Here is a 16,814-nt window from a genome sequence, read left to right as displayed (position 1 = left end):
GGCTCAGCTCAACTGCGCAATCAGCACCGCGTTGGTGTAGATCAGGCTGCCATCGCTGGCCCGATGCCCGACCAAGTGAAACTGGCCACGTTCGTCGTTGCTCAGGTAGACGCGCAGGCGGCAGTCGGACAGCGGGCCGTAGCCTTCGGGCAAGACCAGGTTCAGCGTGTCCATGTCGACATCAACCATCGCTTCGGGCTCGTGGCTCTGTTGTAGACGCTCCTCGGCCTGCTCCAGCGCCGTGTGGGTCGGGCCCTGGATGTCGAAGTGGATATCACCCACCGGGGAAGATCGGCGGTCGCCGTCACTTTTGCACCAGCCTTCGATTGTCAGGGTACTCATGACGAGTCCTCGTTTGATCACTGTCGAAAGGGTTGACTGCGCGACGTTCTGAATCGTTCCAACAGGTGACACGGCGTGCTCAAGCGCCCTTTGCCAATGCCCGCTCCATCTCCCCGGCCTGCAGCCGAAGCGCCTGGCAGAACGGCTCCAGCACTGCCGACGCCGGGCGCAGCTCTGGTCGGATAAGCATTACCTGATACGGTACCGAGAGACTCAAACGGCGCATGGGCAGCCCACCCTCCCCTGCCTCCAACCCGCTCAGCGGGTTGATGATCGCCACGCCCAGCCCTTGCCGGACCATGGCGCATACCGAGGCGGCGCTGGTGGTTTCGATCACCGTGCGCCTGTTTACTCCAGCCTCGCGGAAGTGGCGGTCCAGCTGTTGCCGATAGCTGTCCAGGCTGGCCAGGTTGATGAAGTCGACCTCATGGAAGTCGTGCAACTCAAGCACTGGCTTGGCGAGCAACGGATGATGCTCGGGCAACAAGCAGACCATGTCGGCGCTGAATAGCAGTTCCCCGACCGCGCCCCTGGGCACCTGCGCGGTTTCGGTCAGGCCGAGGTCGTGCTGTTGGGCGACCAATGATTCTTCCAGCAACGGCGACTCCTGCGCGGTAATGCTCACGCTGACCCCCGGGTGTTGCTGGTGGAACGCCTTGCAGGCCTTGGGCAGCAGTGTCTGCGAGAACAGTGGCAGGCAGGTGATGGCCAGCCGGCCCTGCTCGAAATTACGGATGGCCTGGGCGAAGCGGTCGATGCGCTCCAGGCCGACGAAGGCGCGCTCGACCTCCTCGATCAGCAGCAAGGCCTGGGCCGTGGGCGCCAGGCGCCCGCCTTCGCGCTCGAACAGGTTCAGACCGGTGACCTGCTCCATGCGCGCCAGCTCACGGCTGACAGTGGGTTGCGAGGTGAACAGCAGGCGGGCGGCGCCGGTGACGCTGCCGGCGGCCATGATGGCGCGGAACACTTCGATGTGGCGGATGGAGAGCTTCATGGTGATGCCAGACCCCTTGAAATTGACGCATGCATATCAAATATGAATCGATCCAGCATAAATAGCTATTTTTCTGGATCAACCAACTGACTCAAGATCGGTGCATCCATTACAAGGAACACCACCATGACCACCACCCTCCTGGCCCAGGCCGTCCGCCAGCACGGCTCCCCACTGTGGGCCTACGACGCCCAGACCATCCACCAGCGCATCGATCAGTTGCAGCAGCACTTCGACACGGTCCGCTTCGCGCAGAAGGCCAACCCCAACCTGCACGTCCTGCGCCTGATGCGCGAACGTGGCCTGGTGCTCGATGCCGTGTCGCTGGGCGAAATGGAGCGGGCGTTCGCGGCCGGGGCGACAGTGGACGGCGAGCCGGCCGGCGTGGTGCTGACCTGCGACGTGCTCGACCAGCCCACCCTGGCTCGAGTGGTCGAGACAAAGATCGAGGTGAACGCCGGTTCCATCGACATGCTCCGCCAGCTGGGCGAGCACGCCTGCGGGCACCGGGTATGGCTGCGCATCAACCCCGGCTTCGGCCACGGCCATAGCCGAAAGACCAACACCGGCGGCGAGAACAGCAAGCACGGCATCTGGCACGAGCAATTGCCCGAGGCGCTGGCCTGTGTGAAACAGTACGGATTACACCTGGTGGGCGTGCACATGCACATCGGCTCGGGGGTGGACTACGAACACCTGGAACAGGTGGCCGGTGCCATGGTCGGGCTGGTCGGCAAGCTGGGCATGGACATCGAGGCCTTCTCCATCGGCGGCGGGTTGTCCACGCCGTACCGCACCGACGACCAGCCGGTGGACCTGCAACGCTACGCCCATACCTGGGCAGTGGCACGGGCGGAGATCGAAGCCATGCTCGGCCACCCCGTGCGCATGGAGATCGAACCGGGCCGCTTCCTGGTGGCGGAGTCGGGTTGCCTGGTGGCCGAGGTACGCGCCGTCAAGCAGATGGGTGACCGGCACTACATCCTGGTCGATGCCGGCTTCAACGACCTGATGCGCCCGGCGATGTACGGCGCCTACCACCGCATGAGCCTGTTCGATGCGGTGGGCCGACCGGTGAGCCGTCCGCTGCAACCGACCGTGGTGGCCGGGCCGCTGTGCGAGTCGGGGGATGTATTCACCCAGAACGATGAGGAACTGACGCCACAGCAACTGCCCCAGGCCAAAGTGGGTGATCTGCTGGTGATCCACGATGCCGGGGCTTACGGGGCTTCGATGTCGTCGAACTACAACAGTCGCCCCCTGCTGCCTGAATTTCTGATCGAACAGGGCAACTTGCGCATGATCCGCCGGCGCCAGACCGTGCAGGAGCTGCTGGCACTGGAGCTGGGTATATAAAGCCCGCCCCTACTGGGCCGGCGTGACCAACCGATACCCCACCCCCGCCTCGGTGACGATGAACCGCGGCGCCGTGGGGTCATCCCCCAGTTTCTGCCGCAGGTGCCCTACCACGATGCGCAGGTAGTGGGTATCGTCCACATGGGTCGGCCCCCAGATGTCTTTCAACAGCTGCTGCTGGGTGATCACCCGTCCCGGGTGCCCGGCCAACTGCGCCAGCAACGCGTACTCCTTGCGCGTCAACGCCACCTCGACACCGTCCAGGGTCACCTTGCGAAAGGCGAAGTCCACCACCAGCGCCCCGAAGCTCGCCGCCGACGGCCCGTTGCCTACCTGCGGCGCCTGGCGCAGCAGTGCCCGCACCCGGGCGAGGAACTCCTGGATGCCGAACGGTTTGGTCACGTAGTCGTTGGCCCCGCCATCCAGCGCATCGACCTTCTGCACCTCGCTGGCGCGCACCGACAGCACCATCACCGGTACCGCGCTCCACTCGCGCAGCTCGCGCAGCACCTGCTGGCCGTCCATGTCCGGCAGGCCCAGGTCGAGCACCACCAGGTCGGGCTTGTTCAGCGCGGCCTGGGCCAGGCCCTCGCCGCCGGTGGCGGCTTCGAGCACCTTGTAGCCCTGGGACGCCAGGCTGATGCGCAGGAACTTGCGGATCTGTGGCTCGTCGTCGATGACCAGCAGAGTGGCGGCTTGGCTCATGGGGCTTCACTTTCAGTATCGGGTTGGGTCGGCAGCGGCAAGCATAGAGTGATGCAGGTGCCGTGGCCATCGATGCCATCATCGACCAGGATGCGGCCACCATGGGCGCCGATCATGCCCTGGCAGATCGCCAGGCCCAGGCCGGTGCCCTGCCCGCCGCGGTCGCCACGGGCGGCGGTGTAGAACATGTCGAAGATCTTCTCGCGCTCGTCCTGGGGAATGCCGGGACCTTCGTCGGCCACCGCGAAGCACAGCTGCTCGTCGCGCACCGAGACCTGCAACTCCAGGCGGCCCTGCGGCGGGGAAAAACGGGCGGCGTTCTCCAGCACGTTGATCAGCGCCTGCTCGATCAGCGCCGCATGCACGAACAGCAGCGGCAGCTCGGACGGCACTTCGGTGTGCACGCGCAAGGGCGCCAGCACCACGCGCAGGCGATTGAGGGCACTGCCGACGATGTCGGCCGGGGCCACCCAGTCGCGGGCCAGCTTGAGGGTGCCGTGGCCCAGGCGGGTCATGTCCAGCAGGTTCTGGATATAACGGTCCAGGCGCTCGGCTTCGTTGCGGGTGCCTTCGAGCAGTTCGCGGCGATCGTCCGGGGGAATCGCGTCGCCCAGGGCCAGCAGGCTGTCGATGCTGCCGCGCATGGACGTCAGCGGGGTGCGCAGGTCGTGGGAGACCGAGGCGAGCAAGGCGCTGCGCAGTTGCTCGGTTTCACCGTGCAGGCGCGCGGCTTCCAGTTGCTCGCCAAGGCGTGCGCGGGCCAGGGCCTGGGCCAGGGGTTGCGCCAGGGCCTTCAGCAGGCGGCGGCGCTGGGCGCTCAGCGGCTCGCCATCGCGGGGGCGAATGCCGAGCAGCGCCAGGGGTTGCTCTTCCACGGCCAACGGCCACCACCACCAACGCCCGTGAGGCAAGGTGTCGCTGCCAAAGCCTGCAGCCTGGCCATGCTGCCAGGCCCACTCGGCGGCGGCGCGTTCGTTGTCGGTGAAGGCATGGTTGCCGCCACCGGCGACTTGCAGCAAGCCATCGGCGCTACGTTCAAGCAGGCACACCTGCACGTCCTGCCAGCCGTCCATATGCTGGCCGGCGGCGCTGAACACGGCCTGGCGGTCGGTGGCCACGGTCAGGCGGCGCGACAGGTCGAGCAGTTGGTTGGTCTGCGCCTGGGTCTCGCGCAAGGCCTGCAGTTGGCGACGCTGGCGAGCGGCGAGATTGCCGGTGAGCGCGGCCATCAGCAGGAAGAACACCAGGGTCAGCACGTCTTCCTCACGCTGGATGGCGAAGGAGAAGTTCGGCGGGATGAACAGGAAGTCGTAGGTCAGGAACGACAACGCCGCGCAGGCCAACGCCGGACCCAGGCTGCTGCGCACCGCCACCAGCAGCACGGCGGCGAGGAACACCAGGGAGATGTTGGGCAGCGCCAGCAGGCTCGACACCGCCCAGGCCAGGCCGGTGGCCAGCAGCGTGGCGAACAGCGCCAGCAGGTAGTGGCGCCATACCCACACGCGTTTGACCGCCGTGCGCACCGGTTGCGGCTGGGTGTCGCGGTCGAGCACGTTGATCTCCAGGCCGTGGCTCTCGCGCAACAGGCGCGCGGCGACACCGGCGCCGAAGAAGCGCCGACGCAGCAGATCGCGGGACTGGCCCACCAGCACCAGGCTGGCGCGGCGCTCGTCGGCGTGCTGGATCAGCGTGCGGGCCACCTCGCCGGCCCGCAGCAGCACCACTTCACCGCCCAGGCGCTCGGCCAGTTGCTGGGCAGCCTGCAAGCGATGGCGGGCGGTCTCGTCACGCAGACGGCCGTTGTCGACATGGACCACGCTCCACGGCAGATGGCGACGCTGGGCCACGCGACAGGCATGACGCACCAGGCGCTCGGCCTGGTCGTCGCCGTCGATGCCCACCAGCAGGCGACCGCGCAGGGCCGGTGCTTCCTGGCCACGCTGGCGGTAGCCGCTGGCCAGGTCCGCATCGACCTGGGCGGCGGCGGTCTGCATGGCCAGCTCGCGCAGGGCGGTGAGGTTGGTCTGGGAGAAATAGGCCTCGATGGCTGCCCGCGCCTGCTCGGGGACGTAGACCTTGCCCTCGCGCAGGCGCTCGAGCAGCTCGCGCGGCGGCAAGTCGATCAACACCAGCTCGAAGGCTTCCTGCAGTACCCAGTCGGGCAGGGTCTCGCGCACCTGCACGCCGGTGATGTCGCGGACCTTGTCGTTGAGGCTTTCCAGGTGCTGGACGTTGACAGTGGTGTATACGTCGATGCCGGCGGCGAGCAGTTCCTGCACGTCCTGCCAGCGCTTGGCGTGACGGCTGCCGGGGGCGTTGGTGTGGGCCAGTTCGTCGACCAGCACCAAGGGGGGCGCGGCCTTGAGCAGGCCGTCGAGGTCCATTTCCTCGAGCATCACGCCGCGGTATTCGCTACGCAGCAGCGGTTGCTGGGTCAGGCCCCCGAGCAGGGCCTCGGTCTCGGCGCGGCCGTGGGTCTCGACCACCCCGGCCACCACGCGCACGCCCTGGCGTTGCTGGGCGTGGGCGGCCTGCAGCATGGAAAAGGTCTTGCCGACCCCGGGCGCGGCGCCGAGAAATACCTTGAGCCTGCCCCGGCCTTCCCGGGGCAGGCCCGCCAACAGCGCGTCGGCGCGGGCGGAGTCACTCATGTTTCATCCTTTGCTTGTTCACGGTCACTGTAGGAGCGGCCTTTCGCGACACAAGGCCGCTCCTACAAGGGTCAGTGCACGGCCACAGGCGCCAGGCGCTCAAGCGCCTGGTTCAGCGCCAGCACATTGACAACAGGTGGCCCGACCAGTGGTCGCAGGGTGGCCTCATTCACCAGCGCTTGCAAGCGTTCCACCGGCACCTGCCGCGCCGCCGCCACGCGCGGCAGCTGGTAGGCGATCGCCTCGGGCGGCAGGTGCGGGTCCAGCCCGCTGCCCGAGGTGGTCAGCAGCGCCTGCGGCACCGGCCCCTGTTGCACCTGGTACTGCGCGGCGGCATCAGTCTTCACGCGCTCGGCCAGCGCCGGGTTGCTCGGTGCCAGGTTGCTGGCGCCGCTGGCCACGGTGGCATAGGCCCCCGCCGAAGGCCGCGACTGGAACCAGGCGTCGCCCTTGAATTCCTGGGCGATCAACGCCGAACCGCGCACCTCGCCCCGGTCATCGCGCACCAGGCTGCCATTGGCCTGGTCAGGGAAGGCGACCTGGGCGATGCCGGTCACCGCCAGGGGATACAGCGCGCCGGTGACCACGGTCATCAGCAGGATCAGGCTCAGGGCCGGGCGTACATAGGCTGTCATGTCAGTCTCTCCTCAAACCAGGTGCAGTGCAGTGAGCAGCATGTCGATCAGCTTGATCCCGGCGAACGGCACGATGATGCCGCCCACGCCGTAGATCAGCAGGTTGCGCCGCAGCAGGTGGGCGGCGCTGGCGGCCTGCACCCGCACCCCGCGCAGGGCCAGGGGGATCAGCACGATGATGATCAGCGCGTTGAACACGATGGCCGAGAGGATCGCGCTCTGCGGGCTGGCCAGGTGCATCAGGTTGAGCACGCCCAGCTGCGGGTAGATGGCGGCGAACAGCGCCGGCAGGATGGCGAAGTACTTGGCCACGTCGTTGGCGATGGAGAAGGTGGTCAGCGCGCCGCGGGTGACCAGCAGTTCCTTGCCCACCTGCACCACGTCCAGCAGCTTGGTCGGGTCGCTGTCCAGGTCCACCATGTTGGCGGCCTCGCGGGCGGCCTGGGTGCCGTCGTTCATGGCCATGCCCACGTCGGCCTGGGCCAGGGCCGGGGCGTCGTTGGCGCCGTCGCCGCACATGGCCACCAGACGGCCGTCGTTCTGTTCCTGGCGGATGCGCGCCAGTTTCTTCTCCGGGGTGGCTTCGGCGAGCACGTCGTCCACGCCGGCCTCGGCGGCGATGGCGGCGGCGGTCAGCGGGTTGTCGCCGGTGACCATCACCGTACGGATACCGAGTTTGCGCAGTTCGGCGAAGCGCTCGCGGATACCGGGCTTGACCACGTCCTTGAGGTGGATCACGCCGAGCAGGTGCTTGTCGACGCACACCAGCAGCGGGGTGCCGCCACTCTGGGCGATGCGCTCCACTTCACGGGCCAGGGCGGCGGGCAGCTCCAGGCGTTGCAGGCCACAGAAGGCCAGCACCGCGTCGACGGCGCCCTTGCGGTAGCGGCGCTGCTGGAAATCGATGCCCGACAGCCGGGTCTCGGCGCTGAAAGCGATGGCTTCATACTGCGTGCTCGAGGGCTCGTCGAAATCGTGCAGTTGACGCAGGTACTCGACGATCGACTTGCCCTCGGCCGTGTCGTCGGCCAGCGAGGCGAGCAAGGCGCCCTCCCCCAGCTCCTTGGCGGTCACCCCGGAGGCGGCGTGCAGGGCGCTGCAACGACGGTTGCCGAAGGTGATGGTGCCGGTCTTGTCGAGCATCAAGGTGTGCACGTCGCCAGCTGCCTCCACCGCCCGTCCGGAGCGGGCGATCACGTTCAGGCGCACCAGGCGGTCCATGCCGGCGATGCCGATGGCTGACAGCAGGCCGCCGATGGTGGTGGGGATCAAGGTCACCAGCAGCGCGGCGAGGAAGATCAGCGGCAGCTCGCCGCCGGCGAAACGGGCGAACGGCTGCAAGGTGACCACCACGATCAGGAAGATCAGGGTCAGGCCGATCAGCAGGATATCCAGGGCGATCTCGTTGGGGGTTTTCTGGCGCTTGGCGCCTTCGACCAGGGCGATCATGCGGTCCAGGGTCGACTCACCCGGGTTGCTGGTGATGCGGATCAGCAGCCAGTCGGAGACCAGGCGGGTGTTGCCGGTGACCGCCGAGCGGTCGCCGCCGGACTCGCGGATCACCGGGGCGGATTCGCCGGTGATCGCCGACTCGTTGACCGCGGCGATGCCTTCGAGCACCTCGCCGTCGCCGGGAATCATCTCGCCGGCCACGACACGCACCACATCGTCCTTGCGCAGCTGGGTGGCAGCGACGCTTTCGAAACTGCCGTCGCTCTTGCGGCGCTTGGCGGTCAGGCCCTGGCTGCCGGCCTTGAGGCTGTCGGCGCGGGCCTTGCCGCGGCCCTCGGCCAGGGCTTCGGCAAAGTTGGCGAACAGCACGGTGAACCACAGCCAGACGGCGATCTGCACCGCCACGCCGGTGCTCACGCCACTGCCGGGCACCAAGCACAGCACGGTGGTGAGCACGGCGGTAAGGGCCACCACCAGCATCACCGGGGCACGCTTGAGCTGGCGCGGGTCGAGCTTGACGAAAGCCTGGAGCAGGGCCGGGCGCCACAACGCGCTGAAGCGGGTCTGGTCCTTGGCGCCTTGATGCGCCTTCACTTCGGGAATGGGCATGTTCATTGTGTATTCCTCAGAAACCCAGGCTCAGGTGTTCGGCAATCGGCCCCAGGGCCAGGGCCGGCAGGAAGGTCAGGCCGCCGACCAACAAGATGGTCACCAGCAGCAGCGTGGTGAACAGCGGGCCGTGGGTGGGGAAGCTGTTGAGGCCTTGCGGCGCGCTCTTCTTCGCCGCCAGGCCGCCGGCCAGGGCCAACACCGGCAGGATGTAGCCGAAGCGGCCGATCAACATGGCCAGGCCGATCATCACGTTGTGGTACACCGTGTTGGCACCGAAACCGGCGAAGGCCGAGCCGTTGTTGGCAGCGCCGGAGGTGTAGGCGTACAGCAGCTGGCTGAAACCGTGGGCGCCGGGGTTGGTCACCGCGCCGGCCGGCCCGGGCAGGCTGGCGGCGATGGCGCCGAGGATCAGCACGCCCACCGGCATCACCAGCAGGCTCGCCACCAGCAGTTGCACTTCACGGGCCTGCAGCTTCTTGCCCAGGTACTCCGGGGTGCGGCCGATCATCAGCCCGGCCAGGAACACCGCGATCAACACGAACAGCAGCATGCCGTAGAGGCCGGCGCCAACGCCGCCGAAGATCACTTCGCCAAGCATCATGTTGACCATCGCCACCATGCCGGTAATCGGGTTGAGGCTGTCGTGCATGGCGTTGACCGAGCCGTTGGAGGCGGAGGTGGTGGTCACCGTCCACAGCACGGAGCCGGTGGTGCCGAAGCGGCTCTCCTTGCCTTCCAGTGGCGCGCTCTGCTGAACCTGGGCGTTTTCCAGGGCCGGGTTGGGCTGATGTTCCGACCACAGCGCGGTGCTGCCGCCAATCAGGAACAGCGCCAGCATGCAGGCGATGATCGCGCGGCTCTGGCGCAGGTCCTTGACGTAATGGCCGAAGGTGAACACCAGGGCCACCGGGATCAGGATGATCGAAGCCACCTCGAACAGGTTGCTCCAGGCCGTCGGGTTCTCGAACGGGTGCGCCGAGTTGACGCCGAAGAAGCCGCCGCCGTTGGTACCCAACTGCTTGATGGCGATCTGGCTGGCGGCCGGGCCCAGCGGGATGGTCTGGTCGGTGCCTTGCAGGGTCACGGCGTGGACGTAGTCGGCAAAGGTCTGTGGCACGCCCTGCCAGACCAGCAGCAGCGCCAGCACCAGGCACAGCGGCAGCAGGCCGTAGAGGGTGGCGCGGGTCAGGTCGACCCAGAAGTTGCCCAGGGTGCTGGCCGAGCGACGGGCGATACCCCGGCACAGGGCGACCAGCACGGCAAGGCCGGTGGCGGCGCTGACGAAGTTCTGCACGGTCAGGCCGATCATCTGGCTCAGGTAGCTGACCGAGGCTTCACCGCTGTAGGCCTGCCAGTTGGTGTTGGTCATGAAGCTGACCGCGGTGTTGAACGCCAGCGACCATTCCTGGCCCGGCAGGTGCTGCGGGTTGAGCGGCAGGCCGCCCTGCAGTTGCAGGACGCCGAACACCATCAAGAAACCGACCAGGTTGAAGGCCAGCAGGGCCAGGGTGTACTGCTTCCAGCTCTGTTCCTGTTCTGCACGCACGCCGGCCACGCGATAGCAGCCCCGCTCCACCGGACCGAGGAGCGGCGACAGCCAGGTGCGCTGGCCTTCCATCACCTTGTAGTAGAAACGCCCGAGCCAGGGCGCCGGCAGCAGCACGATGGCGAAGAACGCCAGCAGCAGCAGGTAATCGTAACTGTGCATGGTCGCCCCTTAGCCGCGGTCGGCGCGCAGCAGCGCCACCAGCAGGTAAACCGCCAACGCCACCGCCAGAAGCAGTGACAGTCCGTCAAGCATGTACATGAGTGAATCTCCCCTGGTTGCGGCGTGAGGGCCGCTTTGGGGAAATTGTCCGAGGGAGGGGCGTAAAGGGGCGAGATCGGGGGTGGGGTCAGGGCATAAAGAAAGCGTAAAGATCAGGTCCACCGGATCGCTGCACGGGCCTCTTCGCGGCTTTACCCGCGAAGAGGCCCGAAAGATCAACGTTGCGGCGTGTGCTGCGCGGAATTGCGGCTCCAGTCCAGCAGCAGGCTGTACCCCACCGCCAGCAGGGTCGGCCCGATGAACAGGCCGATGAAACCGAACGCGATCAGGCCACCGAACACCCCCAGCAGCACGATCACCAGCGGCAGGTTGCCGCCCCGGCTGATCAGGTACGGTTTGAGCACGTTGTCCACGCCACTGATGACGAAGGTGCCCCAGATGCCGAGGAACACCGCCATGCCATAGTCGCCTTTGGACACCAGCCAAGCAGTGGCGGGGATCCAGGCCAGCGGCGGACCCATGGGAATCAGGCTGAGCATGAAGGTCACCAGGCCAAGCACGATCGCCCCCGGCACACCGGCGATCAGGAAGCCGATCAGCGCCAGCAGGGCCTGGGCCGCGGCGGTACCGATCACGCCATTGACCACCCGCTGCACGGTGCCGGCCACCAGGTCGACGTAGTACTCGGCGCGATCACCCACCAGCCGTTGCAGCAGGCGGTGGACGAAGGCCGCCAGGCGCGGCCCGTCGCGGTAGAAGAAGAACACGAACACCAGGCTCAGGGTCAGCTCCAGCACCCCGCCGCCGATCTGCGCGCTGCGCGCCAGCAACCAGTTGCCAACCTGGCCAAGGTACGGCTTGGCCGAGGCCAGCAAGGCGGCGCCCTGCTGGTCGAACGACTCCCACCAGCTCACCAGGCGTTCGCCCACGAACGGAATGCCCGCCACCCAGGCGGGCGCATCCGGCAGGCCATCGACCTGCACGTCGCGAATGAACGCGGTGGCATCGCGCACATGGTCGGCCAGGTTGAAACCCAGCCACACCAGCGGCAGCGCCACCAGCAGGATCCACACCGTGGTCAGCAGGCTCGCGGCGAGGGTTTCGCGCCCGCCGAGCACGCGGGTCAGCAGGCGCATCAGCGGCCAGCTGGCAAACGCCAGGATCGCGCCCCACAGCAGCGCCGAGATGAACGGTGCCATCACCCACAACGCGGCGCCCAGGAGGGTCAGCAGCAGGATCTGGATCAACAGGCGGTCATTGTTGGCCATGGTGGCGCTCACTCAACGGATCAGTTCCAGGTGCAGGCCCTCGGTCGAGGCATCGCCGACCTCGAGCCGGGCGCTGCGCACGCCGGCCTTGACCAGCTGCTCGCGCCAGGCTTCGGCGCCCTTGCCGCTGAGGCTGATGCGCAGGGTGCTGTCGAGGTTCAGGCTGCGCGCCAGCAACGTTGTCCAGATGGCATGGGGCTCGGCCAGATCAGGGTAGTCGAGCTTGCCGGTATCGCGCAGTTCGCGCAGCACCGTGGCGGCAGTGGGCAACAGATCGCCCAGCGGGCTGCCGGCGACGAACTCCTCGACATGCAGGTAGGCGCGGCGGTTGCCGCGGGTCACGCTGTACAGCGCCACCAGGGTGTCGGCTTGCTCGGCCGAGCGGCGCAGCAGGATGAACGCCTGCTGCTCGTCACCGCCATTGAGCCGGGCATTGGCGAACACGTCGTTGGCCCACAGGCTGGCTTCGCCGCAATCGCGGCCCTGGCACCAGAACAACGGATAGCCGCCCTCCTGCTGCAGGGCCTCGCGGGCGCTGGTGAAAGCTTCGCGGGCGCTGCGCTCGACCGGCAATTCGTAGGTCACGGAACTGACCTGGCCACGGCTCTCGACCTTGTCGTCGACCCGCAGGCGACCGCTGATCTTGCGCAGTGGCCCCAGGGGGTAGACCCGCTCCTGTTCCACCGCCGGGCGCTGGTCGACCACCTTGGCGTGAGGCGGGACCGGTAGGCTGCCGGCCCACAACAAGGGGCTGGCGATGGCGAGGCAGGCGGCGATGGCGCCGCGAACGAAAACAGGTGCGCTCATCGACCACCCTCGCAGGTGGCGGGGCAAGGCGCGTGGATGTCTGGCATGTACATGGTTGTCTCCCTTTCAACCCGCCAAGCCTCGACAGTTGTCCGGTGCAAGTCAAGGAATGCCAAAGAAGCGATTGAAACAGTCTGCGACAAGGGTCGCGCCCTCAACGTCGTTCAGGTGCAGGTGGTGACCACCCGGCAGGGTCACCCGCTCGAAGGGTAGCTGCTCCAGCAGCTGCGTGTGGCGCGCCAGCATGCCATCGGCGGCCACCACCAGGCAGGCCGGGCAGGCGACGCGTTTGACGAAGGCCATGGCCTGGTCCTGGTTCAGGCGGGTTGGCGAGGGCAAGGTCAGGCGGCTGTCGCTGCGCCAGCTGTAGCCGCCGGGCACCGGCATCAACCCACGCTGGGCCAGCAGTTCGGCGGCTTCACGGCTGACCGCGACCATGCCTTTCATACGCGCCTCGACGCCCTCCTCCAGGGATGCGTACACCGACTTGCGCTTGCCTTCCAGGCGCAGCTGCGCCTGCAACGCCAGCCCCAGGCGCTCGGCGGCGTCCTGTTCGCTGAGCGTCGGCGGAATCACCCCGTCGATCAGCGCCAGGTGGCTGACCCGCTCGGGCAAGGCCCCGGCCAGTTGCACCGAGATGATCGCCCCCAGCGAATGGCCGAGCAGGCCGAAGCGCGCCCAGCCCAGCTGCTCGGCAACCCGCAGCACGTCATGGGCGTAGTCGGCCAGCGCATAACCGGCGCCGATCGGACGATGTTCGGAGTAGCCATGTCCGGCCAGGTCCAGGGCGACGATGCGCAGCCCCTTCAGTTGCGGCGCCAGGCGGGCGAAGCTGTTGGCGTTGTCCAGCCAGCCATGCAGGGCGATCACCGGCAGGCCGTCGGCCGGGCCAAACAGGTGCGCGGCCAGCTCGATATGGCCAAGCGTCAGGCGGATCTCCTCGACCTGGGCGCTCATGCCTGGCTCCAGCGGTCGACCAGGCCCTTGATCAGGCCGGCGGTGTCGGTGGGCCGTTCCAGCGGGAACATGTGCCCACCCGGCAGGCTGTGGTACTCGCCCTTGGCCATGGCGCGCACGGCCAGGGCATGGTGCTTGCGGATCACCCGGCTCTGGGCGCCGCGCACCATCGCCAACGGCACCTGCAACTGGCGTGGCCGGGCCGGACTGACATGGGGAATGCTGCGGTAGATGCTGATCTCCGTGGCCGGGTCGAAGCGCAGGCGCAGGCCTCCCTCGCCCTGCTCCAGGCCATGCTCCAGGTAGGCTTCAAGGCAATCCGGGTCGAAGTGACGGAACAGGGACTTGCCGGCAAAATAGGTGCGGGCGCTGTCGCGATCGGGAAATGCCTCGCGCCGGCCCTGGGTGCGCCCGGCCGGGGTGATGCGGTCGATGAAGCCCAGGCGCTTGGCGGCCTGGATCAGCCACTCGTCCGCGCGGGTCAACACCGGCGAGTCGAGCATCACCACCCCGCGGTAGAACTCCGGTCGGCGCAACGCCGCATGCAGGTGCAGCACACCGCCCAGCGAATGGCCGACACCCCAGACCGGCGCGTCCTGCTGCTCGAGGTGATGCAGCAGTTCGTCCACCAGGTTCTGCCAGTTGTCGTTGACCGGAAAGCGCGGGTCGTGGGCATGCTGCGCCAGGTGACACACCTCGTAGTCCGGCCCCAGGGCGGCGAACAGCTTGCCGTAGGTGGCCGAGGGAAAGCCATTGGCGTGGGCGAAGAAGATCTGCTGCGACATGGCCGCCTGCTCTGCACGGGGATGGATGGCCCATTGTCGGCAAGCCGGTCCCTGCCGGCAACGTTCGGAAAGGTCATCGCCAGTGGCGATCAGGTCATTCGGCTGCGCTCGAGGCTGGCCAGCGAACGGTGCAGGCAGGCGCGCATGTAGCTCAATTGCAACTCCAGCGCTTCGCGGGCCAGGCTGCGGTCCGCTTCATTGTCGGCCAACCGGCGCAGGGCCAGGCAACTGGTCTGCAGCAAATGGGCCATGCGAATGCTGGCCTGGCGCAACTGCTCGAGTTCGTACTGGCCTTCGAAGCGGCGCATCAGCTCGTCGAGCTTGGCGTCGGCGCAGTCCTGCAACAGGCGGTATTCCGCAAAGTCCAGGGCGCGCGCATCACTGAGCTTGTCGAGCAGCGATTGCGGGTTCACGGAGCGTACCAGCTCCAGTCGATAACGGCTCATTTGCCTCTCCCTGTGCCTGCGCGGCTGCATGATTCAGCCACGGCGCCACGCTACTTGGCCAGACGACAGGCTGGCAACTGACAGAAATGCCAGTTGCCGGGGCTCAGCCGGAATGACGCAGGCCACGCAGGGTCATCAGCCCCGCCAATGGCCAGTCCCCTTCCAGTTCGGCCAGGCTCGCGGTGCTCAACGGCGCCGGTTGCTGGCCGTGGCCATGCTCGAGCAGACCAACCAGGCTGCCCACCAGCGGCTGGTGGCTGACCAGCAGCACATGCTCGAGCCCCAGGCGCTCGACTTCGCCGATCACCTGCTGCACGTCGCTGTCCGGCGTCAGCCAGGGCACCGTGCGCACCGGCTCGGCAAAGCCCAGCGCGCCGTGCACCAGGGCGGCGGTCTGCTGGGCGCGCACGTAGGGGCTGGCGATGATCGCCTGCAGCGGCTGGCCGAGCAGGTACGCGGCGCTGCGCAGTACCTGCTCGCGACCGTGGGCGGTCAGGCGTCGCTCGGCATCGCTGTTGGCCCGGGGGTCCGCCTCGCCGTGGCGCAGCACCCAGAGTTTCACAGCTTGGGCTCCTCGTCACGCACCGGGTGCGCTGCCGGGGCGACGGCGTGCGGCACCTCGCCCTCCGGCGCACGCGGACTCGGCCAGTCGGCGAACGGCCAGGGCTTCTGGTCGGAGTGGAAGGTGCCGAAGCGGCCGATCTGCGCCAGGTACTGGCTGAGGCTGTCGCCGAAGTGCATCAGGCTGGCGCTGGGCGCGCCATAGACCAGCCGGTAGATCAGCTGCACCAGCACAAGGCCGCCGAGCAGCAGCTCGGCCAGTTGCCAGGCCACCAGGAATACCAGCATCCACAGCACCCGCAGGATGATCGACTCGCGCTCGGCGCGCTCGGGGGTATCGTTCATGGTCGCTCCTTCAATTGAAACCGCTGGTGGAAATGAAATCGACATCGGTCTTGGGCTCAGCGCGCATCAGGTGCTCGATCACCTGGTTGAGCGTGCGCCCTTCGAACAGGATCGCGTGCAGGCCCGCCACCAGCGGCATGTACACACCCACTTCCTGGGACTTGGCCTTGAGCACCTTGAGCGTGTTGACGCCCTCGGCCACCTCGCCCAGACGGCTGACCGCCTGCTCCAGGCTCAGGCCCTGGCCAAGGGCATGGCCGACCTGGTAGTTGCGGCTCTTGGGCGACGAGCAGGTGACGATCAGGTCGCCGACCCCGGCCAGGCCGAGGAAGGTCATGGGGTTGGCGCCCTGGCTCACGGCGAAGCGGGTCATCTCGGCCAGGGCGCGGGTGATCAGCATGCTCTTGGTGTTCTCGCCCATCCCCAAAGCCACGGCCATGCCGGCGATGATGGCGTAGACGTTCTTCAGCGCGCCGCCCAGTTCGACGCCGAAGCGGTCGGCACTGGCGTAGACGCGGAAGGTACGGCCATGCAGCACGGCCTGTACCTGCTGGCACAACGCCTCGTCCTCGCTGGCGACGACGGTGGCGGTCAGCGCATGCTCGGCGATCTCGCGGGCCAGGTTGGGGCCCGACAGCACGCCGATACGCGCCTGGGGGGCGATCTCTTCGAGGATCTGGCTCATCAGCTTGAAGGTGTGCGCCTCGATGCCCTTGGTCAGGCTGACCAGCCCCTTGCCACGCAGCAGCTCGGCGTGGGGTGCGAGCACGCTGCGCAAGGCACTCGACGGCAAGGCGACGAAGATCAACGCGCTGCCCTGCAGGGTGGCAAGCAGGTCGTTGACCGGCTCGACGCCGTCATGCAGGCGGATGCCCTTGAGGTAGCGCGGGTTCTCGCGATCGACGCGCATCGCCTCGGCCTGCGCCGGGTCGCGCATCCACTGCCGCACCGGATGGCCATTCTCGGCCAGGAGATTCGCCACGGCGGTGCCGAAGCTGCCGCCTCCAAGAACCGCAACAGGTTGCTGTTCAGTCATATCCAATCCGTTAACCAATAAAGTAAGTGGCGACCCGGGCATTATACGGTGCCGATGCGACAGAACCAGTGCGTATGCATCGTGGGGCCAGCCC

At 67.5% G+C, this 16,814-nt stretch carries 17 protein-coding genes; 1 reads left to right on the top strand and 16 read right to left on the bottom strand.

Annotation, left to right across the window (positions count from 1 at the left end; all coding sequences use genetic code 11):
- Positions 1-3: 3 nt before the first annotated feature.
- Both ACVWZ5_RS19495 and ACVWZ5_RS19490 read right to left on the bottom strand, forming a co-directional pair.
- Positions 4-342: a hypothetical protein gene (locus ACVWZ5_RS19495; RefSeq protein WP_050704946.1), complete on the bottom strand. Its 339-nt coding sequence runs from the start codon at positions 340-342 to the stop codon at positions 4-6.
- Between the two features lie 79 nt (positions 343-421).
- Complete coding sequence (locus tag ACVWZ5_RS19490; RefSeq protein WP_457340791.1) at positions 422-1,336, bottom strand: LysR family transcriptional regulator; 915 nt, start codon at positions 1,334-1,336, stop codon at positions 422-424.
- Between the two features lie 126 nt (positions 1,337-1,462).
- Here ACVWZ5_RS19490 and lysA point away from each other — a divergent pair, with 126 nt between their 5' ends.
- The gene (lysA, locus tag ACVWZ5_RS19485) at positions 1,463-2,692 is read left to right on the top strand and encodes a diaminopimelate decarboxylase (RefSeq protein WP_062573374.1); all 1,230 of its coding nucleotides are present in this window, start codon (positions 1,463-1,465) and stop codon (positions 2,690-2,692) included.
- A 9-nt stretch (positions 2,693-2,701) separates the two neighbouring features.
- On the opposite strand, the gene ACVWZ5_RS19480 is transcribed toward lysA, so the two are convergent.
- The 14 genes from ACVWZ5_RS19480 to ACVWZ5_RS19415 all read right to left on the bottom strand — a co-directional run bounded on the left by ACVWZ5_RS19480 (position 2,702) and on the right by ACVWZ5_RS19415 (position 16,720).
- Positions 2,702-3,397 (bottom strand): response regulator, encoded by a 696-nt coding sequence (locus ACVWZ5_RS19480; RefSeq protein WP_062363681.1) that lies wholly within the window; start codon positions 3,395-3,397, stop codon positions 2,702-2,704.
- Positions 3,394-6,048: a sensor histidine kinase gene (locus ACVWZ5_RS19475; protein WP_062573373.1), complete on the bottom strand. Its 2,655-nt coding sequence runs from the start codon at positions 6,046-6,048 to the stop codon at positions 3,394-3,396. The genes ACVWZ5_RS19480 and ACVWZ5_RS19475 overlap by 4 nt, the downstream gene beginning before the upstream one ends.
- 71 nt (positions 6,049-6,119) lie before the next feature.
- Positions 6,120-6,683 (bottom strand): potassium-transporting ATPase subunit KdpC, encoded by a 564-nt coding sequence (kdpC, locus tag ACVWZ5_RS19470; protein WP_062573372.1) that lies wholly within the window; start codon positions 6,681-6,683, stop codon positions 6,120-6,122.
- A 12-nt stretch (positions 6,684-6,695) separates the two neighbouring features.
- Positions 6,696-8,750: a potassium-transporting ATPase subunit KdpB gene (kdpB, locus tag ACVWZ5_RS19465; protein WP_062573371.1), complete on the bottom strand. Its 2,055-nt coding sequence runs from the start codon at positions 8,748-8,750 to the stop codon at positions 6,696-6,698.
- 10 nt (positions 8,751-8,760) lie between these two features.
- The gene (gene kdpA / locus ACVWZ5_RS19460) at positions 8,761-10,455 is read right to left on the bottom strand and encodes a potassium-transporting ATPase subunit KdpA (protein WP_186600709.1); all 1,695 of its coding nucleotides are present in this window, start codon (positions 10,453-10,455) and stop codon (positions 8,761-8,763) included.
- A 9-nt stretch (positions 10,456-10,464) separates the two neighbouring features.
- Positions 10,465-10,554, bottom strand: a complete 90-nt coding sequence (gene kdpF / locus ACVWZ5_RS19455; RefSeq protein WP_011534724.1) for a K(+)-transporting ATPase subunit F — start codon at positions 10,552-10,554, stop codon at positions 10,465-10,467.
- 176 nt (positions 10,555-10,730) lie between these two features.
- Positions 10,731-11,783 (bottom strand): AI-2E family transporter, encoded by a 1,053-nt coding sequence (locus ACVWZ5_RS19450; RefSeq protein ID WP_028690484.1) that lies wholly within the window; start codon positions 11,781-11,783, stop codon positions 10,731-10,733.
- A gap of 12 nt (positions 11,784-11,795) precedes the next feature.
- Positions 11,796-12,590: a DUF4892 domain-containing protein gene (locus ACVWZ5_RS19445; protein WP_280071271.1), complete on the bottom strand. Its 795-nt coding sequence runs from the start codon at positions 12,588-12,590 to the stop codon at positions 11,796-11,798.
- Positions 12,591-12,692: 102 nt separating this feature from the next.
- Entirely contained in the window at positions 12,693-13,547 is an 855-nt protein-coding gene (locus ACVWZ5_RS19440) for an alpha/beta hydrolase (protein WP_280071272.1), read from the bottom strand.
- Positions 13,544-14,332, bottom strand: a complete 789-nt coding sequence (locus ACVWZ5_RS19435) for an alpha/beta fold hydrolase (protein WP_096048322.1) — start codon at positions 14,330-14,332, stop codon at positions 13,544-13,546. The genes ACVWZ5_RS19440 and ACVWZ5_RS19435 overlap by 4 nt, the downstream gene beginning before the upstream one ends.
- Before the next feature lie 89 nt (positions 14,333-14,421).
- Positions 14,422-14,778: a hypothetical protein gene (locus ACVWZ5_RS19430; protein WP_062573366.1), complete on the bottom strand. Its 357-nt coding sequence runs from the start codon at positions 14,776-14,778 to the stop codon at positions 14,422-14,424.
- Between the two features lie 103 nt (positions 14,779-14,881).
- Entirely contained in the window at positions 14,882-15,340 is a 459-nt protein-coding gene (gene sixA, locus ACVWZ5_RS19425; protein ID WP_062573365.1) for a phosphohistidine phosphatase SixA, read from the bottom strand.
- Positions 15,337-15,684: a DUF4389 domain-containing protein gene (locus ACVWZ5_RS19420; protein WP_457340790.1), complete on the bottom strand. Its 348-nt coding sequence runs from the start codon at positions 15,682-15,684 to the stop codon at positions 15,337-15,339. Before ACVWZ5_RS19420 ends, sixA begins: the two co-directional genes overlap by 4 nt.
- Before the next feature lie 10 nt (positions 15,685-15,694).
- Entirely contained in the window at positions 15,695-16,720 is a 1,026-nt protein-coding gene (locus ACVWZ5_RS19415; protein WP_028690477.1) for an NAD(P)H-dependent glycerol-3-phosphate dehydrogenase, read from the bottom strand.
- Positions 16,721-16,814 lie beyond the last annotated feature (94 nt).

This window comes from Pseudomonas sp. TE6283 (assembly GCF_054060555.1).
This window is presented reverse-complemented; position numbering and strand designations above follow the sequence as displayed.